The 17,701-nt window shown below is 63.6% G+C and carries 19 protein-coding genes, 1 tRNA gene and 2 pseudogenes; 7 read left to right on the top strand and 15 right to left on the bottom strand.

From position 1 onward, the window contains the following. Nucleotides 1-20 precede the first annotated feature (20 nt). Nucleotides 21-266, top strand: a pseudogene (locus ABD209_RS09910) (universal stress protein); the annotation flags it as partial. A 212-nt stretch (nt 267-478) separates the two neighbouring features. Here the strand turns inward: ABD209_RS09910 and ABD209_RS09905 are convergent. Together ABD209_RS09905 and ABD209_RS09900 are read right to left on the bottom strand one after the other, a co-directional pair. Further along, a complete protein-coding gene (locus tag ABD209_RS09905; RefSeq protein ID WP_344065478.1) occupies nt 479-685 on the bottom strand; it encodes a cold-shock protein in 207 nt (68 codons plus the stop codon). 213 nt (nt 686-898) lie between these two features. Next, nucleotides 899-2,131, bottom strand: a complete 1,233-nt coding sequence (locus ABD209_RS09900) for an AI-2E family transporter (protein WP_344065475.1) — start codon at nt 2,129-2,131, stop codon at nt 899-901. A 122-nt stretch (nt 2,132-2,253) separates the two neighbouring features. Between ABD209_RS09900 and ABD209_RS09895 the strand changes: the two genes are divergently transcribed. After that, nucleotides 2,254-2,329 (top strand) — tRNA-Ala (locus tag ABD209_RS09895). Between the two features lie 379 nt (nt 2,330-2,708). Further along, nucleotides 2,709-2,849, top strand: coding sequence for a hypothetical protein (locus ABD209_RS09890; RefSeq protein WP_344065472.1), 141 nt, complete (start codon nt 2,709-2,711; stop codon nt 2,847-2,849). A 354-nt stretch (nt 2,850-3,203) separates the two neighbouring features. Here ABD209_RS09890 and ABD209_RS19825 read toward each other — a convergent pair. The 4 genes and pseudogenes from ABD209_RS19825 to ABD209_RS09875 form a co-directional block, all read right to left on the bottom strand. After that, nucleotides 3,204-4,106, bottom strand: a pseudogene (locus ABD209_RS19825) (recombinase family protein); the annotation flags it as partial. After that, nucleotides 4,103-4,795, bottom strand: coding sequence for an ImmA/IrrE family metallo-endopeptidase (locus ABD209_RS09885; protein ID WP_344065469.1), 693 nt, complete (start codon nt 4,793-4,795; stop codon nt 4,103-4,105). The pseudogene ABD209_RS19825 and the gene ABD209_RS09885, both read right to left, overlap by 4 nt. 38 nt (nt 4,796-4,833) lie before the next feature. Next, complete coding sequence (locus ABD209_RS09880; protein WP_344065466.1) at nt 4,834-5,223, bottom strand: helix-turn-helix domain-containing protein; 390 nt, start codon at nt 5,221-5,223, stop codon at nt 4,834-4,836. Nucleotides 5,224-5,460: 237 nt separating this feature from the next. After that, a complete protein-coding gene (locus tag ABD209_RS09875) occupies nt 5,461-5,742 on the bottom strand; it encodes a hypothetical protein (RefSeq protein ID WP_344065463.1) in 282 nt (93 codons plus the stop codon). 223 nt (nt 5,743-5,965) lie between these two features. Here ABD209_RS09875 and ABD209_RS09870 point away from each other — a divergent pair, with 223 nt between their 5' ends. Next, nucleotides 5,966-6,136 (top strand): hypothetical protein, encoded by a 171-nt coding sequence (locus tag ABD209_RS09870; protein WP_344065460.1) that lies wholly within the window; start codon nt 5,966-5,968, stop codon nt 6,134-6,136. A gap of 217 nt (nt 6,137-6,353) precedes the next feature. On the opposite strand, the gene ABD209_RS09865 is transcribed toward ABD209_RS09870, so the two are convergent. From ABD209_RS09865 to ABD209_RS09835, 7 genes are all read right to left on the bottom strand, one after another. Next, a complete protein-coding gene (locus ABD209_RS09865) occupies nt 6,354-6,761 on the bottom strand; it encodes an MT-A70 family methyltransferase (protein ID WP_344065457.1) in 408 nt (135 codons plus the stop codon). Next, entirely contained in the window at nt 6,758-7,537 is a 780-nt protein-coding gene (locus tag ABD209_RS09860; RefSeq protein WP_344065454.1) for a replication-relaxation family protein, read from the bottom strand. The genes ABD209_RS09865 and ABD209_RS09860 overlap by 4 nt, the downstream gene beginning before the upstream one ends. A gap of 248 nt (nt 7,538-7,785) precedes the next feature. Further along, the gene (locus ABD209_RS09855; RefSeq protein ID WP_344065451.1) at nt 7,786-9,954 is read right to left on the bottom strand and encodes a type IV secretory system conjugative DNA transfer family protein; all 2,169 of its coding nucleotides are present in this window, start codon (nt 9,952-9,954) and stop codon (nt 7,786-7,788) included. A gap of 139 nt (nt 9,955-10,093) precedes the next feature. Beyond that, nucleotides 10,094-10,495: a hypothetical protein gene (locus ABD209_RS09850; RefSeq protein WP_344065448.1), complete on the bottom strand. Its 402-nt coding sequence runs from the start codon at nt 10,493-10,495 to the stop codon at nt 10,094-10,096. Nucleotides 10,496-10,735: 240 nt separating this feature from the next. Continuing rightward, nucleotides 10,736-10,933 carry a hypothetical protein gene (locus tag ABD209_RS09845; RefSeq protein ID WP_344065445.1) on the bottom strand — a complete coding sequence of 66 codons (198 nt, stop codon included), beginning with the start codon at nt 10,931-10,933 and terminating at the stop codon, nt 10,736-10,738. After that, a complete protein-coding gene (locus tag ABD209_RS09840; protein ID WP_344065442.1) occupies nt 10,933-11,145 on the bottom strand; it encodes a hypothetical protein in 213 nt (70 codons plus the stop codon). The genes ABD209_RS09845 and ABD209_RS09840 overlap by 1 nt, the downstream gene beginning before the upstream one ends. Nucleotides 11,146-11,518: 373 nt before the next feature. Further along, nucleotides 11,519-11,833 (bottom strand): hypothetical protein, encoded by a 315-nt coding sequence (locus ABD209_RS09835; protein ID WP_344065440.1) that lies wholly within the window; start codon nt 11,831-11,833, stop codon nt 11,519-11,521. A 124-nt stretch (nt 11,834-11,957) separates the two neighbouring features. Here ABD209_RS09835 and ABD209_RS09830 point away from each other — a divergent pair, with 124 nt between their 5' ends. The 3 genes from ABD209_RS09830 (at nt 11,958) to ABD209_RS09820 (ending at nt 15,570) form a co-directional block, all read left to right on the top strand. Continuing rightward, nucleotides 11,958-12,824, top strand: coding sequence for a hypothetical protein (locus tag ABD209_RS09830; RefSeq protein WP_344065436.1), 867 nt, complete (start codon nt 11,958-11,960; stop codon nt 12,822-12,824). Between the two features lie 682 nt (nt 12,825-13,506). Further along, the gene (locus ABD209_RS09825) at nt 13,507-15,333 is read left to right on the top strand and encodes a hypothetical protein (protein ID WP_344065433.1); all 1,827 of its coding nucleotides are present in this window, start codon (nt 13,507-13,509) and stop codon (nt 15,331-15,333) included. Nucleotides 15,334-15,360: 27 nt separating this feature from the next. Continuing rightward, nucleotides 15,361-15,570, top strand: coding sequence for a hypothetical protein (locus ABD209_RS09820; protein ID WP_344065430.1), 210 nt, complete (start codon nt 15,361-15,363; stop codon nt 15,568-15,570). Between the two features lie 118 nt (nt 15,571-15,688). Here ABD209_RS09820 and ABD209_RS09815 read toward each other — a convergent pair whose 3' ends face one another. Together ABD209_RS09815 and ABD209_RS09810 are read right to left on the bottom strand one after the other, a co-directional pair. Next, entirely contained in the window at nt 15,689-16,816 is a 1,128-nt protein-coding gene (locus ABD209_RS09815) for an HNH endonuclease family protein (protein ID WP_344065427.1), read from the bottom strand. A 4-nt stretch (nt 16,817-16,820) separates the two neighbouring features. Then, entirely contained in the window at nt 16,821-17,579 is a 759-nt protein-coding gene (locus ABD209_RS09810) for an adenine-specific methyltransferase EcoRI family protein (RefSeq protein ID WP_425564640.1), read from the bottom strand. Between the last annotated feature and the right edge of the window lie 122 nt (nt 17,580-17,701).

Raw genomic sequence — 17,701 nt, 5'->3', positions numbered from 1 at the left:
GGCGCCGAGCAGGAGACGAGGACAGCCACCGTGAGCGGACCCGCGCCGTGCTCGAACCGCTGCTCGCCGCCCACCCGGGGGGGGTGGCGGTCGACGTGGTGATCGAACGCGCGAACTCCATCAAGGGCCTGCTCGCCGCGGGCAAGGACGCGGACCTACTGGTGCTGGGCTCGCGCGGGCGCGGCGGCTTGCGTGGGCTCCTGCTCGGCTCGGTGAGCAAGCGCGTCCTCGAACGCGCCGAAGACCCCGTCGCGGTCGTGCGCTGACCGGCGCGAGCGGCACGGGGCGATGCGCCCGCGCGGGGTGGGGCGCAGGCATACGGCAATGAGCACGTATGCCGTGGCCTCCCCCACGACCGGCACCCCACCGCCCTTTCGGCGCGCCTAGAGCGCACGACCTTGTCCCACAACGCAACCGGCCGCCGCCCTGCCTGGTGAAGGCGGGGCGGCGGCCGGGTGAGCCCGAGATCGGGCTGAGGTCAGCGGATGACGCGGATGTTCGCGGCCTGGGGACCCTTGGGGCCCTGGGTGGTCTCGAACTCGACCTGGTCGTTCTCGTTGAGCGAGCGGTAGCCGCTGCTGTCGATCGCCGAGTAGTGGGCGAAGACGTCAGCGGAGCCGTCGGACGGGGCAATGAAGCCGTAGCCCTTTTCGGCGTTGAACCACTTCACGGTGCCAATGGCCATGGAGATGCAGATTCCTCTCGTTGGAGCGCCCGACTTTCGGGCGGTCCGTGTTGCTGCGCCCTTGAAACCCTCGGCACTGACTGGCGGATCCCACAAGCGGGTTCAGGCACTGCAACAACGGAAAGCTCAACAACTCCCACTATTTTACCTGGCCATCGGCCTGCCTCGGACCATAACCAGTCGGCCGGCCGGATCGACCGCGCGGCCGTCGCGTCAGGGCGTCCGCAACTCGCCCGGCTCGTCCTCGGCCAACCGGTCGGCAGCGCGGGCGGAGGCACTGACCTCGGCGCTCTCGGCCGGCGTGAGCAGGTCGTCGGCATCGTCGGGCGCGGGCTCGTTGCCCGCCAGGAGGTGATTGCCCACGGCATTGACGACTGCGGCCACCGGCACCGCGATGAGCGCGCCGACGATCCCCCAGACGATGACGCCGGCCGCGATGGACAAGATCACGGCCAGCGGGTGCACGCGGACCGCGCGGCCGAGCAGGAAGGGCTGCAGGACGTGGCTCTCGATCTGCTGCACGGCGATGACAACGCCGAGCATGATCAACGCCGTGACGGGGCCGTGCGCGACCAGCGCCAGGATGACCGCGATGAAGCCGCTGACCAGGGCACCCACCACGGGGATGAACGCACCGAGAAAGACCAGCAGCGCGATCCCACTGGCAAAAGGCACGCCCAGGATGAACGCGCCCAGCCCGATCCCCGTTGCATCGGCCGCCGCAACCAGAATGGTCGCCCGGCAAAACGCCTGCAACTGATTCCACGCGATCACGCCGCTCGAGGCGACCCGCTCGCGGGCATTGCGCGGGAACAAGCGCACCAGCCAGGCCCAGATCTGGGGCCCCTCGAGCAAGAAGAAGAAGAGCGCGAACATCGCGATGAAGAAGCCGGCGACCAGATGGGTGACGGTCAGACCCGCCTTCGCCGCGGCCGCGCCGACCCCGCCCCCGCTGGAAACGGCGTCCCGGGCCTTGTTGAAATATTCGGTGAACTGCGTGTCAGTGATGTGGAAGGTGGTGCGCACCCATTCGCGGATCTGGTCGACACCCGTCACCACCTCACCCATCAGATCGTCGGCCTGGCTGGAGAACTGCGAACCGACAAAGGTCATCAGGACCCCGAGTACGGTCAAGGTGCCGAGCACGGTGATCGCGGCGGCCAGCGCCCTCGGCAGGTGCGCGTCGAGTCGCCGGAAGACCGGGTGCAGCAGCGCACACAGCAAGGTCGCCACGATGATCGGAATGACGATCTCGGACAGGTGCCCGATCAGGTAGCCCGCCAGCGCCAGCGCTGCCGCGATCAACAGCAGCCGCCACGACCACTCGCTGGCCGCGCGCACTCCGTCCGGCACCCACTGACGCTCCGCGTTCGTGCCCGTATGCCGTGTAGCCGGCCCCGCGACCGACGTCGCCTCCGGCCGGTCCGAGGGGGGAGAGTGCGACACGATTGTCGAGCCTCCGTGCATCTGGCGCCCGGGCCGATCCCGAGACGAATAACCGCGAGCCTATGCGCTCGGCCCGAGTTTCGGCATGTGTCACCGGCGGTGTTAATGTTCTCTACGCACTTGGGGCTGTGGCGCAGTTGGTAGCGCGTCTCGTTCGCAATGAGAAGGCCAGGGGTTCGAATCCCCTCAGCTCCACCATGAATAGAGAGTTCGAACCACCGGCCAAGTCAACGCTTGGCCGGTGGTTTCGTTTGTAGGGGCCGTCGTCGGCCTGGGCGGCCAAGAGGGCCAGTTCTAGGCGGGAAAGGCCGGTGTGGGCGGCTTTCGTGGGCTTCCCGGCCGGGCTTGCCAGCGGGGCGCACTGGAGCCACGCCTGGTGCACCGCACGGAGGTCAGCGAAGGGCTCGGTCCAGATGGCGTCTTGGATGTCGCCGTAGGCATCGACGTGTAGCGCGGTGAAGAAGGCCTTGTTAATCTGCGCCCTCGCATTGTCCACAGCGCGTGCGTAGAGCGTGCCGGGGTCACGGCAGAGGTCGATACCAAGACGGAGCAGTTCGGCACCGGCGGCGAGGTCGGCGTGAACTGCACTCTGACGCGTGGTCAGGCTGTCGCGCTGACGCTTGATGTCGTTCAGCCGCTCTTGGATCTTGGCCCGCGGGAGCGTGCCCTCCTGGGCGAGGTCGATGAGTCGGTCTTCCTGTTCGTTGAGGTGAGCTAGTTCCCGGTCGAGCTGGCCGGCAAGTTGGCGTTCAGTCGCCTCTTGGCTGGCAAGGGCCGCGCCGAGCGCATCGGTCATCTCGTCCAGGTAGTTGGCGGTCAGAGCCAATCGTCCGTAGAGGTCGACGACCTTTTGCTCGACGAGGTGGACAGGTAGGTGCGGTAGATCGCACTCACCTGTCTGCTTCTTCTTGCACTTGAAGTAGCCGTAGCGGGCGTTCCGGCCATTGGCCTCGGTATAGATCAGGCGCGAGTGACGACCTGCCTTCTCGCAGCGGTCGCAGAACAGCAAGCCCTTCAGGTAGTGCGTCAGCTTGTTGTCGTGGACGGCGGGGTTGGAGCGTAGTTCGAGAACATCTTGGACGCGCTCGAACAGATCACCGGGGACGATCGCCTCATGGCGTCCGTCGAACAGTTCGCCGTCGTAGACCGTGTAGCCGGCGTAGTACGGGTCGCCGAGCATGCGGTGGATAGTGTTCTGCGCGATGGGTCGCTCGGCCTTCCAGCGGCCGAAGGGTCGCGCGCGTAGGCCCATGTCTTCGGCGGTGTCGGCCAGATCATCCAGGGTGTAGTCGCCAGTGGCGTAGAGCTCGAACAGCGTGCGGATGAGTGGCGCGCGCTCGGAGTCGGTATCGACGGTGTTGACCTGCCGACCGTCGACGTCCTTGCGGACGTTGAGGTAGCCGATCGGTGCCCGGCCGATCGTTCCGCCGTTCCTGGCCTTGTGGGCCATCTTGACCTTGATGTCCTCGCCGTTGCGGCGGTTCTGCAGGTCATTCATGGTGTCGGAGATGGTCTCCATGAACTCGGCTTCGAGGCTGTCGCCGAAGTCCTCCTTGGTTGAGACGATCTTGACGCCGAGACCACGCAGATGCTTGCGCGGCAACACGGCGTCCTCGATGTTGCGGAAGGCCCGGGAGCGTGAGTACACGAAAACGTAGCCAACCTCCGGATTCTCGGCCAGGTAGGCCAGCAGCCGACGGAACTCGGGACGCTTGTCGATGGTCTGAGCGGACTTGCCGGGTTCGATGAACTCCTCGGTCACGGCGATGCCCATGGCGGCAGCCTTGGCAGTACACTCCTCGCGCTGCGTTGCGATCGAGTTGCCATCGCGGTCGATATCGAGCGCGGTGTGGGTCTGCCGGACACTGGAGACACGCAGGTAGTGAACACCGACTTTCTGCTCAGCGTCAGCCTCGGGCTGATTTGACCGGCGCCGCTGGGTCGAGGTCGGGCGGGCTCGTCGAGGCAGGTTCATCGAACTACTCCGTGTACTGGTTGTGGGGTCAGGATCTCTTGTCGGCTGGTGACTTCGACGAAGCGCTGGAAGTGGTGCCGAGCCGTGCGGATCGGCCGAGCGCAGCGGGAGGTCGCTGTCAGGTCGTTGGTTGCTGACAGGCCGGTCTGGTCGAGTCGCACCTCAATCGCCTGACGACTGACGCCGAAGTAGTCGGCCAAGTCGTCCACGCGTTGGAGGCCATTGCCCCAGGCGCGCTTGAGGGCTGGGCGTGGGATGAGGGCACAGCCGGCGAAGAAGTCAGCTGCCTTCTCGGCCTGCTGCTTGCTAGTGAGGCGGCGGTTGCCGACGTACAGCCGGTTCACCTGGCCGTGGTCGATGATGTGCTTGAACTCGTGCAGCGCCGTGAAGCGCTGACGGACAGGGGAGTCACGCGTGTTCAGGGTGATTAGCCAGTGCTGCCCTGTCCAGTGGCTCATGCCGGAGACTGGCAGCCGCGCGTAGGCGATCTGGATGCGCGCCAGCCCAGCCAGATCCGCCACCTGGACGAACTCGTCGGCTGGCAGCGCCAGCCAGTTTGCGAGTCGCCCTGCTTGGCGCTCGGCCAGTTGTATCGCCTCAGCGAAGTCGCAGACACGGTGTGGAGTCAGCGTCCGGAGGTAGTTCAGGACAGATCGGTTCGCTGTATTGGGTGTTGTCGTCTGTGTCATGGTGTACCTCCTTTACTGGTAGTTGCTGATGTCTTTTGTCAGGCCTCGTCTTCACCTGCTGTTGGCCCACTCGGGTCGTAGCCGTATTTGGTGACGATGCGCTGAAATGATGCTTCGAGCTCGGTCTTTGCTTCGGAGGAGAGGTCGCCGTATTTGGCACGCAAGTACGGCGTGAAACTCGGCAGCTCATCTTTGGGTACCCACCGAGCAGAGACCAGTAGGTCTGTGGCGGGCACGCCGAGCGCCTGAGCGATGGCGATGAGCGTCGGTGCGGTTGGGCACTTTTCGCCCCTTTCGAGGCGGGTGACGGTGCTGGGCTGGATGCCGGCCGCCCGGGCCAGTTCGCTGGCAGACAGGCCAGCTGCCTCTCGTCCCTGCTGGACAACGGCGGCGATCTGCATAATGTCGGTTGGATCGTTATCGGTCATGAATGGCTCCTTTCGGGATGCTTGCTGGTTTGGTGGCCAGAGTTTCTGCTTTAGTCGTTGGCCTTTCCTCTATTTTCGCTCGTTCTTTGCCGGAATGCAACGGGATTCTCGCATTTTACAACGATATTTTATGTGCCATAGATATCTGCTTCAAATGTGTGTTTGTGGCAGGAGCCAGGCGAGCTGTCGCTCGAGCCTGACTCCCGCCTTGGGGGATGGGGTGATGGCCTTCCCTGCCTACCGGCGACTACTGCGAGCCGTGGTTGGCGTGGCGGCCACCTTGCCGAACAACTCGGCGAGGGCGGCGCGCTGGGCGCTGGCTTCGGCTTCGATCTCCGCCTGGAGCGCTTCAGCCTTGGCAGCCACCTCGGGGTTGCTGGCGAGGCCCGCCAGATGCACGGTCACGGCGTCTCGGATGACGTCGGTGACGGTGGCGCCCGTCAGCTTCGCCAGGATCGACAGCCGAGCGTGCTGCTCGGCGTCGAGCCGAATGGCCAGGGTCTTCTGGTCCTTGCTCATCTGAACCCTTCTCCTTCCTGAGGGTGTTCGCCCCATCTGCGTGCTCGGCCTACCCGGCCGAGCGCAGATGGGCCACCGTCCTCGGGGTGGTGCAGCCGCCGAGCCCGACGGGGCTCAGAAAGGCGGCTGCAGGCTCCCGAGGAGGGACCGTTGTCGGTGGTCACTGGAACGCTGGCCGATGCATGACCCCATCCAGGGGTCCGAACCTGAAAGGAGAATGACCATGGAACGAGCAGTTATCGGCATCGTCCTGGCTGCTGGTCTGCTGGCGGTGTCCAGGCGACTGCAAGTCATCAGCGGTCCGGCCCTGGGCCTCCAGCCCGTGGCCGTCGTTGCCATCGTCGGCTTTGGTGCCACGTTGATGGCCCCGGCGGTCGCCAAGCGGATCCGTTGATCTGGCAGAGAAGGTGGTGGGACGGTCATCGGCCCGCCACCTTCTTGTCGCTCGGCACTGGATACCCGGGCAGCACGACGTCGCTTTCGAGCTGGTTCCCCCAGACCGCCCAACGCGTCGGTCCGGTGTCGCTGGCCCCCGTGTGCGGTGGTCGCCGCCGGGCGAACTGCTCCAAGTACGGTCCATCGCTGATCCGCTCGATCAGGGCGTACTGCTCTTAGGGCTTGTGGCTGTGGTCCTGGACGGGTGCTTGGATCCAGGTCGGCTGCGAGCGGTAGTTGACCGGCGCCTTGCCCCTCGTCGCAAACAACAGGTGCTCGGTGCTGTTGCGCAGGTAGTTGCCGAGACCCAGCCGGAACTTCACCCAGGTCAGCGGCGAACGGACGGTGAATCCCCAGGCCTCAGCGACGTCGTAGCCATGGCGCAATGTGGCGTTGGTGACCCAGAGCCAGAGATGGGCATCATCAGCAGCCAGATCGGCTACCGGCATAGCCTTGATGCGGTCCAAGGTCATGAGGTTGTAGTGCTCCGAGGCTCCGCGAGCGCCGCGTTGCTCGATGTCCCAGGGTGGGTCGGCGAGGATGGTCTTGAAGCGTGGCTGGTTGTTCGGCATCGGTGCGCTCATGACGAGGCTCCCATGCCAGTAATCGCGTCGCCAGCCTGGTCAAGCGTGCAGTAGCGGAACATCTGCGGTGTCAGGCTGGAGGTACGCGCAACGGCCGTACCGAGCTGGGTTACCCGCCGCTCCTCGCTGCAGGCCCAGACCACCAGCGGGAAGGCTTGGCCGTCCTTCGTTTCGCTGCCGGACAGGTAGTAGTCCTGGTAGGCACGGCACTTGGCGATCAGGGTTGGGAGGTGCTCGGTACCGAGGTCGACCTCGATGAACCAGCGGTCAACATATGCGCCATGCACATCGCTTCCATGCACTGTGAGTGCCAGGTCCGGTTTCACAGTCCGCTGTTCCCCGCCGAGGCCATGGAAGCTGCGCCAGCAGGTCGGTTCGAGGGCCACATCGACCGTCTGCTTACCATTCGCTGCCGCTTGGCGGACGGCCACGTGCAGATCGGCGACGGCCAGGCTGTGCAGTAGTCGCTGGTGGGTTGGCGTCAGGGCGCGCAGGGCTGGTCGGTGGGCTTCGCGGAGTCGTCGCCCAGCGGAAGTCAGTCGCCAGACGGATGGTGTGCTGCCGCCGAGCGGACCGCCTTGCCGACGTGGCAACGACTCGATGAGGCGGTCACGTGCAAGGCGAGCGAGCACCCGTCGTGTGGTGCGGGCTGCTGTGTCGGCCGATGCGTGCGGGCCGAAGTCGAGGTCGCAGATGTGGGCGGTCGTCAGAAAGCCGTGCTGGTGGAGATCATCGAGGACACGCCAGTCACGCTCACTCAGCTGTTGGGTGAGCATTTGCCGCCGATGTGCCGAGACCCTGGTGCGAGGCGTGGAGTCAGACCCTGCCGCCGCGACCGCAACAGAGACAGCCGACACCAGGCTCCCGACAGGCGGGTGTGTCCGCGACGCTGTGGTCGCCGACGAGGCGCTGACCGGCGCAGATGTTCCGCTGGCCGGGTCGCCCATCGGGTGGCCGACCGGTGATGCGAGCGGGTGGGCATTGCCAGATCGGCGCGCGTTGTCTGGTTGTGGAGTGATGGCCGTCATGAGCGGCCTCCTGAGGTATCCCCGCGACCAGGTTGACGACTACGTCCCCATACGGCGTCTGACGACTCGCCGACCGTCGGCGGTGCAGTGGAACGCTCAGCATCCAAGCCAACGGCTGCCAACAACTCGGCATCGACTTGCTCGCGTGGCTGGCCGTAGCGCTGCCGCGATGTCCGGATGAGCGCTGTTGGGTCTGTGTGGGCTGGGGGCAGCGGTTTTGTTGTCAGGCTGACCCACGGCGCCGGTGATCCGTCGACCAGGAGACCGGCATAGGCCTGGAAGGCTGGCAGGCTGGTGAAGTCGGCCGGTTGGAGTTGACCACCAGTTCTCCCTGCGAGGTCGCGGGCGTCGCTGTCGGAGAGCTGGAACGCGATGCGGCTCCGTGCATTGGCGAGGATGGCTTTCCGGAGGCCGGGTGGCAACTGCCCCAAGTACTGATGGGCCAGTGTGAAACCGACACCGAGCCCGCGAGCTTGGGCCAACGCATCGGCGAGGTCGCCGGGTAGCGATAGATAGTCCTGCATCTCGTCGATGTGGACGAAGACCGGTCGACGCTGCCCCGCCGGGGTGCCGATGCGTTGCAGGGTCGCCTGCCAGAACAGCGCCACGATGAGCGAGCCCAGCAGCCGTGATGCCTCCGGGCCAATCGACCCCTTGGCGAGGTTGACGAGCAGGATGCGCTGCTTCGTGAAGACGTCCCTGATGTCGAACTGAGGCTGGCTTTGGCCGAAGATGGCGCGCAGGCCGGGTCGAAGCAAGATCGGGCGGAGCTTGTTCATGAGCGGCGCGATGGCTTGGCTGCGTTCGGCGTCAGAGAGCGCCTCGTACCAGCGCCAGAAGGCGCCGAGACCGAGTGGATCCTCGGCCGCGACCTGCCGCACGACCGAGTGCCGGAAGCCTGGATTGGTGAGCAACTGCGGGATGGCGACCAATGAGGGGCTGGTCATCGGATCCGTGCCTTGCTCCCGCGAGGCTGCGACGCGAGCAAGCGTGAGCAGACTGCTTGCCAGGATGTCGTGGGTGCGTGGCCCCCACGAGTCGGCATACAGCTGGTGGAAAACGCCGAGAACGGTGTCAGCGGCGAGATCCGGATTCCAGGTGCCCGCCGAGCCGTCTTGGGCTACCGACGGCACCAGAGCGTTGATACCCACCGGCGCGGGGTCGGTAGCGTCCAGTACGACAACGTCGGCCCGGCGGTGCTCGGGTACGCGGCTGAGCAGGTCGGCGACGAGATCGCCCTTGGGATCGATGACGACCAGACCGTGTCCGGCGGCCATATCCGACAGCGCGAGGTTCGCCAGCAGCGTCGACTTGCCGACGCCTGTGGGGCCGAGGACATGCAGATGCCGCAGCGCATCGCGCGGGCGGATTGCGAGCAGTCGGTGTGCCCCGTCGCATGCCGGCCCTTCGTCGGCCGTCGCCACGCCCAGCAGCCGACTGTCGCGTGGATGCAGCGGAAGCGCTGGTAGGAGTCGCGGGTGTCGATCTGGCAGACCAGGAAGATGTGCGTCAGCGTCGCGAGCCACTGGCCATCCGGATACCGCAGCGACTTCTGGGATGGACAACGTCAACGGCCAGCGCCACGGCATACGCGCGGTCGTCACGGACTGTGGCTTCAGGCGACGGAGATGCAGCCGAACTCCGGGTGCTTCCAGTGTGCGCAGGTTGGCGGCCAGGTCCTCGACCAGACGGTGTGCAGCAGCGGCCGTAGAAGCGCTGGCGTAGAGCCGAACTTCGCAGCCAAAGCGGTGGTCAGCATGTTTGCGTACCAGGCCGCGGAAGGCAGTCGGGTCCGCCATCACCGGGTCACGACGGCCCGTGAGTACCCCGACAAGTCCGGGTGCGACCCGCTGAGAACGAACCACTCGCGAGGGCGCTGAGCGTGGGCCGAGAACGACTTGCAGCACCAAGCTGGCATCGCCGCGGGCGGATGCCAGGGCGGCCAGCAGACCGCGAACGCTGGCCTCGACCTTGGTGATGTCGTCAACGGCCAGTGGGGTCTGGCGATGACCGGTGAGCCGAAGCGTCGCTGCTGCCTCGTGAAGGAGTTCACGATGGAAGTCGATGCGATTACGGCGGTCATTACGAAGCCCGGGGATGTGTGCCCGCAGCGCTGCGACGGCGTAGTCAGCGGCGATCTCTGTCGCGCCCTGCCACCACGTCACCCGACCAGCATGTCCGCGGGCCTCGAGTACCAGGCGTGGTTGCCCCGGCATGTTCGATAGAGCCTGGATAGCCGAGACGGCGGTGTCTGGCGCGAGTGGCATCGCCAGGGCGAGTCGACGCCATGTGAGGTCATGACCGTCAGTCATGGGTCTGCTCCGGGTCGGCGGTCTTCGAAGTGGCTTGGGCGTGGCGTGCCTCGGCTTCCGTCTGCGCCACGGCCAGGTCGAGCACGGCTCGGGCCAGTCGGTGTGCGTCAGGACGATCACGCAAGCCAGCGCGCAACGAGATCTGCCTGGGGTTGAGCCGGCTACCGCGGCGAGGCCGAGCCGCGACCGGCTCAGTGCTGGCAGCGGCCTCTTGGGCGTGAGCACGGCGTCGCTTCACTGCTTCGGCGCGGCGGGCGCGCCGGATGCCCTTGATGCGCGGATCGGTGTTGGTCCAATCGGACTCATGTTCATCCGAACTCTCGATATCTGTAGCGATGGAATTGTCGTTTGATGGCATGGCGAACCTCCTTTCCTTACGGTTGGTTTTGGACATGACAAACCAGGCTCACGTCGGCATGGCGGCCATGAGCGGATCTGAGCGTCCGGATTGTCTTGCAGTATCTGCACGGGTGCCCCGACGCCTGCGGCGCGGTCTTGCCCGAATGCAATGCCTGTCTCACTTAGTTATACATTGCCCAAATGCAACCCACAATGCTTTTGTTCACGATGTGCAGATTCCACAACACCGGACGGAACAGGCCAATATCTGGCCAACAGCAACGAGGGCTGCACGTCAAAACCTGCGTCCGCGGGCCACGAGCCACGATGCCAGCCCGGCACCGCTGACCACCCCAAGCAAGATGGTCAGCGGTGCCCAGATCGCCCGCAGGATAGCTACAGTGCCTTCCAGGGCCATGGCTGCCAGGAGCAGCAACAGGCTCCAGCCGAGCAACCTGTTCACCCACGAGCCGGGGTTCTGGTCGTCACTCATCACTCGAACCGATTGCGCCAGGACTGCCCTGCCGCGTCATTCATGGCGCGCTTGGCCCGTTGGTGGTCGCGGCCGATGGCTGCATCGGTCTGGCGAACCTGGGATCGAAGGTGCTTCGCCCGCCGCTGGTCCCGATGCGCTGGAGACGTCGAGGCGAGCAACGAGACGACAACGCCGATGACGAGCAGGACGAGCAGTGCGACGATAACCATCACGACCTGCCCTCGAACCGGCGAAGACGGTCACGCAGCTCGGCGTCGCCAGCGGCCAGCTGGTCGGCATATGCCGAAACCTGCTGCTCGCGCAGGATGGTGCGGTGCCGAAGGGCCGCGTCAAGGTGCTCTCGCCACACCGGGTCTTCCCCACTAGCGTGAGCGGGCGGCGTCCTGTGATCCGTACTGGGCCGAGTGCCGGCCTGCTCGCGCTGGGCTGCGCGGCAGCTGGTCTTGCGGCGTCGTAAGGCTTTGACTCGCGTCGGGCCAGACGCCTTGCAACGAACACCCAATACGACAGCCGCACCTGCGATGCTTCCAGCGAGGCCGCCAGTCGCTCCACCGACAAGCAGCTCAGTGATGATGCCGGCGCTCATGACGGGAACGCCGATCCGAAGTTGCGCTGATGACGTAGGGCTTTGTCGACGAAACCGATCTCGATCCGCGTCAGGACGGCATCGAGCACAGGGTCACCGTTTGCTAGGGAGCGACGGTGCTGGTCCAGGTCGACGGTGCGTTCCATGATGCGGCCCGTCACGGCAGCTTCGGCATCGACCTTGAGGCCGGCGAACTTGGTTTCACGGACGAGGTTTGCGACCGCACGAGAGTGCTGCCGCTCTTCCTTGGAGGGAATGATGCTGGTAAGGCCTGAGCGGGTGTCGGCCCAGCGCTGGACTTCGTGGGACATGGGGAGGTTCCTCTCGGGTTGTGGACTACCCGAGGTTGGGTTGTCCGATGAGAAGGAGCCTGATGGAGTAGCAGCGGACGCGTCGTGACAAGAAAGTGCATCCGGGTGGATGAAGGAGGATCAGGTGGATGGGCAGGTGGACGGCGTCGCCTCGAGCAGCACGGAGGCGACGGGCGATCCCGAACTCCGTGGCCGCGTGCTGGGCGAGCTCCTTGCCCTTCGTCGGGCCAAGGGCCTCCTGACGCCGCAGAAGCTCGCGAAGTACCCAGCACTGGTCGACGTCATGGGCGCTGGCGACCTGCTTGATGCCTTCTTTGCCCTGCGCCGTGAGCTCCGGCGCTACGTCGAGCGGGCCAACCGCAACGAGGCAGCAGCAGCCCTCTCGATTCTGGCCCGAGAGGAACGGGTCCTGGACCGGTTGCAAGTGGTCGCCGACAAGCTCAGCGAGGGTGAGGCACGCGACCAGCGGACGGCTCGCCGCTGGAGCAATCTCGGCATGCCGGCGCTGGCGGACGACCTGACGTACTTGGCGGAGATCCAAGGATGGCTTGGCCGTGAACTACTGGGGATCCGGCTGGACTACAGCCCGGAGGCCGGGCTGATGGTCGCCATCGAGCAGATGGTGCTGGCCACGCTGCCCAGTTGCCGGCCAGAGCTGAGTCTGTGGGTCATGGACAGCGAGGGCGATCCGCAGCAGCTCAAGGTGGACCTCAACGCCCACCCGGCCACGGAGGCGGTACAGGGCGAGTACCGCATGACGACGCAGTGGATGTGCCTGACGCCAGACCTGCTCGCGAACGTGACAGTACGGCACGGGCTGACACTTGCCGTGACCGGGCGGGATGCGCCGATGCGGGTGTTGAGCTTCGCCGGACCCATGCCCGAGGTGCCGGGGTGCAAGATCGCGGTGTCGGTGCATCGGGCGAGGGTGGCGGTGGAGATTGCCTGGTCTACCTCGCGAAGCGCGAGAGCATCATTGGTCGCCATGTGAGTTCGTGATGTGTGAAGATGCTCCGCTCAGAACTCGCCGGCCAGATTGTCCCTGATGTTGAGGACTTGTCAACGAGAGAGCGTGAACGGCGACGACACAGAGCCGGCATAGCCGCTGGTCAGGGCTGTGAACGTGGCTATGACATCACGAGGGCAGACGAACGTCCCCGAGGGCAAGGCGACACGCGCACACATCTAGGCCCTTCCGTGGCGAACCGGGACAAAGTCGGCTACCGTCTCGTGATGGGCTAAGGGGCAGCGGCGTGATATCCAGAGACTTCGATGGAGTTCACCCCCGGAGTAACCGTTGACATCCAGCCAGAGTGGACGAGGCTCGTCGAGTACAGCTTGAACGCGGCAAGGGTGTGTTGGGCAGACCTGCAGGCCTGCTCCGAATGGGGTTGCCAGAGAGAAGGAGGTGCTCGATGTGAACGAAAGGAGCATAGACATTACTGATCTCAGATGAGGCTACGGAAATTCGCTGTAGGCTCGATCCGGCGAACGGGCACTCCGCCTCGACCGATGCTAATCGCGCGCAGCTCACCGCAACACACCCGTTGAAGCTCCGCAGGGCATGCCAGTAAGGAATTGCAGGATTGCCATGACTCGTACGATCGCACCCAGGCCGAACAAATGACTCGCTATTCCACCGGCACGCAACGGACCCACTGGGGGCTCAAAATATGAAACGTCTCCTGGCGGTGATCGCCGTTTGGCTGGGCATTAAAGGTGCGTCCAAGACGCCCAAGCCCACTCAAACGACGTCAGGCTTGGCTCCGGGCCGCCACGAGCTCCGGTGGACCTTGGGCTATTCAATCACAATTGTTGCCTTTCTCGCCGCTGTCGCAAATAGATCTTGGTGGCTATCGGCAGGCGCACTCGTAGCCTCCGGAATTCAATTGACCCTTTCAACGGCTGGTGCAATTGCAAGAGCAACGTATGATCGGGCCCAAGACACCTTCCAGTCGCCTCAGGACACCACGCTGGCGCATCAGACTCCGGTTAACGAGTCCCAGGTAGGCGTCTCGGCAGTTCTGATAGGACTAGTTGTCCCTGAAATGCTCTTCGTCCGTATCAAAGAGCACGTATCACCCCTAACAAAGGCCTTTCACGTCCGAACCGCCTACACGATACACATGCCCTCGGTGGAGCACTCAGAAAACGAGAATACGCGCCCCGCAAATGAGTACGTTCCATTGATCCTCTCCGAGAAGGGGATACTCCACGACGATTTGAGCGTGACCATTGCAGGAAGTGAATGCGCGACAGCCAGCTTCGAGGAGAGCGTCGAGATTGCCTCGATTGTGGCGCGGCAAGTTGCCATTAAGGCGTCCAGGAATCACGAGGAATACCTCGGATACGAGGCGTCATTGCACCCACAGATACGACGCATCGTTTCCAGCCGACGCTCATTGCAGAAAAATTCAATACCGATAGACCCGACGAAGGAGAGAATCGCGCGGCGCCGGCGTGGGCGAAAGATTCGCAACAGGATCCGCAAACACTTTGACGAATCTCCCTACCGTGATCTACTCGAGTTGATCGTAGCCACGCTGGCAACGCACTACGTAATATATGCAGCGGTTGATCGGACGCAAATACAGCCTGGTGGGATGCTGGTCATTGAGACGCGGGAACGCCACATGCTGGCACCGCGTACGAGGGAACTCCTCCGCGTGCCCACAACAGGTCTGGGGGCATTAGGGTTACGGATTGGAAACGCACTCCGAATAGTTTATGGCATGTCGCCGAGCGATATCGTGTATCCACTCAGCAAGGCGCTACGCGCCGGCAGTTACCATCTCGAAATCATGGGCTTTGATGGATCGTATCTCTCTCGCCAGCGGTACTATTCAGCGCTAGGGACAAGGCTGGCGTACCGAAGGTTCAGGTCGCGTCGCGGCCAGAGGTACGCCCACCTCTACTTACGGGATATGCAGGCCGAGCCATTAGGAGGGCCGAAAGGCTGGAACGAGTCACCTTTCGTTGCGGTTGAATTCGACGAACGGCCACCAGGATCATTTGCCGCCGCAGGACTCTCATCGTTGGCTGCCACACTGGTACTGGTCGCTGCGTCTCGCATGGCCGCACACCCACAAGCTGGAGCAACTGACATAGTCGCTCTTTTGATGGCCGCCCCCGGCGCAATCCTTGGATGGTCGGGGTTCCTCACCGAACCGCGACGATTCGGCTCGGTGGCGACGCGGTTCAGCGCGACGTTGACGCTGCTCCTCTCATTGGCTGGATTCCTCCAGTTTACCCTTGGCGGCTCGCCGCGCGCGCTCATTTCAGGCGACGGCTGGCTCTTTTCGATAGTTGGACTTTCACCGGCAACGCTCTCTCACTACGCCTGGGTATCCATCGCGGTCCTTAGTATCATTAACACCGTACTCATTTGGTCCTATTGGGGTCAACGGGCAATCGTGCATATGACGTTCGTCGACGACGAGGTCGCCGGGCTAATTTCTAAGCTGCGCAAAGCCTTGACAGGCAACGCCGAAGACTTATAGAATTGCTCTATGAACTGAAGGAGATCCATGTCAGATGCATTCCCGCCGGGAGTACGGGTCTTAGTTAAAGATCCAGAAGTTGATATTGCCACTCTCAAGGAGGTGGCGAACATCAAGAGGTCGCCTGATTTCATCGATTTTGTGGCATCCGGCGGAGTGGCCAGCGTTGCTCGGCGTGCTCGAGAGAAACTCGCGGAGTGGGAAATTGCCGATAAGGAGGGCGCGGAGAGCTCGTGATGCACACCCTTTAAGCCTCTTTGCTTGCGGCAGTAGCGAAGCGGCCTAAGTAGCGCGCTCCAACGGCTGAGGTACGTGCTCTTGGGCGCGAATCTGCCAGACTTTATGTTGATTCGATTCAGAGTCCACCCTTGTCACGGTTGCATGGAATGCAGAGCATCTGGCAATTATCAGCTATGGTCTTGCCACCTTTGCTCCACGGCGTGATGTGGTCGGCCTCCATCTGCTCGATGGAGAACTGCATCTGGCCATTGTCGTTTCCCGGTGTCTTGCAGTGGGTGCCGTTCGCGCAGCGATGGCCCTGCCGTTCGTACGCAGTCAGTCTCTCCCGAGTATCGAACTGACGGATGCTCAAATGGCGTGGGTCGCTCGTGAGTAGATACGTGTAGATGCCCCGGTGCTTGGTAACGTCTGGATCTTGGATGAGGTCAGCGGTACGACGCTCCAGGTCGTCTGTGTCGAAGTGCTCGTTATGGTATGCGTCGTAGAGCGGTCCCCACTCGACGGACTTCATCTCCTTGCGGTAGGTCGTGAAGGTGTCTTGGACCCACTGCACCACCGCCCGGAAGTACGCCCACAACTCATTGGCGTTTTGGTCGTGCTGGTGAGCGGACATGTAGTTCTCGATCTTGCCGTCAGATTTCCACTTCAGCGCCTTCTCGAGCAGCTCCTGGCGGATGGGCGAGCCCGAGACGTAGCGTGAGGCAAGGCCGTACGCCGGACCGTTGGTCTTCGAGAAGATTGACTTCGCGTGGCTCAGCCATGGGCCGGTGTAGACGGCGTTCCGCAACTCCTGGGGAGTCAGTCGCTCGCCAGCGATGTTGATCGTCTCGAACCAGTCGAGCTTCTCCTTGTCGTCACCTTGGCAGAGGTAGACCATCAGCTCGTAGTCGAGGATCGTGTCCTTCTGCGGCTGGGTCAGGTTATGGAAGGCCATTGGACGACCGTCGATGGTGACCGAGAAGTCCCCGGCAACGTACTGACACAGTGCGATAGTGCGCTGTTGGCCATCAAGGACCTCAAACGTCCCGTCGTCGTTGACGGCCCAGTACATGACATTGAGCGGGAAGCCCCGCCGGATCGTCTGGAGGACGGCCTCACGCTTCTTGTCGTCGTAGATGAACTCGCGCTGGTACGGAGGGCGGATATTGAGGCTGCCCTCGTAGCCGCGGACGCCGCCTTCGCCGTCGTCGGAGTAGTCCTTAACGACCTCGCGAATAGGGATGCGGTTCAGGTCGATCTTCACAGAGTCACGCTCCGATCCTCTTGATCACAACACGCTGGTACACGCCCTCATGCTTGCCGTTCCCAACAGGGACGAAGAACTTGCCCGTCCCCCCGACCACCTTGCCCTGTTTGCTGGCGTATTCCTCCTTGGTGGCGTACCTGGACATCGGCTCGGCCAGTTCGATGCTTTGACCGATGATCTCGAACTGCGCCGGGTTGTACTTGTCGAGGAACGTGATGGGCACACCCATCTCGCCCTGGTAGTCCTCGGGGATCTCGGAAACCTTGCCCACCTCGATCGCGGGGTAGTTGGTGTAAGTGGGGTACTCCTCAGGCGAGTAGCGCTTGTACAACGTCAGCATCTCGTGCCGCCGGGTCGTGTCGAGGTTGGTGAACCAGTAGGCGCGGCCCATCGAGAAGTACTTGACACCGTCGACGATCTTCTTGCGCGACTCGGTCTTGATCTCGTAGTCGTCGGGTACCCGGAACCACTTGGTGCCACCGTTGTTGTAGCCGAACCAAAGCTTGTTGGCCACGATCTCCCGAAAAACCTCGCGGTACGTGATGAAGTTCTGGTCGCCGAGAACCAGGAACTGCTTGCCATGCTGAATGAGCAGCGGGATGAACGTTCGGATGAGGCTCCAGGGCGGGTTGGTCACAACCACGTCCGCCTCGCTGAGGAGCGCCAGTGACTCGGGACTGTCGAAGCTGCCGTCGCCCTCCAACGGTGTGATGACGTTGGCATCGTGGCGAAGGAGTTCCTCGACGTCGAGCAGGTCGATTGCGCCGTCTTGGTTAAGGGGCTCATCCCAAACGAGGGTGTAGTTGTGGTCTGAATCCGCCGGTTTCGAGTAGGGAGCGGGCGATGTAGTTGGTGAGGTTGCGGAAGCCGAGGGCGGAGCCG

The sequence above is a fragment of the Nostocoides vanveenii genome (genome assembly GCF_039531165.1).
Taxonomy (GTDB): Bacteria; Actinomycetota; Actinomycetes; order Actinomycetales; family Dermatophilaceae; genus Nostocoides_A; species Nostocoides_A vanveenii.
This window is presented reverse-complemented; position numbering and strand designations above follow the sequence as displayed.

Excerpts from the sequence above, each read along its gene's own strand:
- ABD209_RS09905 (WP_344065478.1), bottom strand. The coding sequence starts at position 685 with ATGGCCATTGGCACCGTGAAGTGGTTCAACGCCGAAAAGGGCTACGGC.
- ABD209_RS09885 (WP_344065469.1), bottom strand. The coding sequence starts at position 4,795 with ATGACACAGACGACAACACCCAATACAGCGAACCGATCTGTCCTGAAC.
- ABD209_RS09880 (WP_344065466.1), bottom strand. The coding sequence starts at position 5,223 with ATGACCGATAACGATCCAACCGACATTATGCAGATCGCCGCCGTTGTC.
- ABD209_RS09875 (WP_344065463.1), bottom strand. The coding sequence starts at position 5,742 with ATGAGCAAGGACCAGAAGACCCTGGCCATTCGGCTCGACGCCGAGCAG.
- ABD209_RS09870 (WP_344065460.1), top strand. The coding sequence starts at position 5,966 with ATGGAACGAGCAGTTATCGGCATCGTCCTGGCTGCTGGTCTGCTGGCG.
- ABD209_RS09865 (WP_344065457.1), bottom strand. The coding sequence starts at position 6,761 with ATGAGCGCACCGATGCCGAACAACCAGCCACGCTTCAAGACCATCCTC.
- ABD209_RS09860 (WP_344065454.1), bottom strand. The coding sequence starts at position 7,537 with ATGCTCACCCAACAGCTGAGTGAGCGTGACTGGCGTGTCCTCGATGAT.
- ABD209_RS09850 (WP_344065448.1), bottom strand. The coding sequence starts at position 10,495 with ATGTCCAAAACCAACCGTAAGGAAAGGAGGTTCGCCATGCCATCAAAC.
- ABD209_RS09845 (WP_344065445.1), bottom strand. The coding sequence starts at position 10,933 with ATGAGTGACGACCAGAACCCCGGCTCGTGGGTGAACAGGTTGCTCGGC.
- ABD209_RS09840 (WP_344065442.1), bottom strand. The coding sequence starts at position 11,145 with ATGGTTATCGTCGCACTGCTCGTCCTGCTCGTCATCGGCGTTGTCGTC.
- ABD209_RS09835 (WP_344065440.1), bottom strand. The coding sequence starts at position 11,833 with ATGTCCCACGAAGTCCAGCGCTGGGCCGACACCCGCTCAGGCCTTACC.
- ABD209_RS09825 (WP_344065433.1), top strand. The coding sequence starts at position 13,507 with ATGAAACGTCTCCTGGCGGTGATCGCCGTTTGGCTGGGCATTAAAGGT.
- ABD209_RS09820 (WP_344065430.1), top strand. The coding sequence starts at position 15,361 with ATGTCAGATGCATTCCCGCCGGGAGTACGGGTCTTAGTTAAAGATCCA.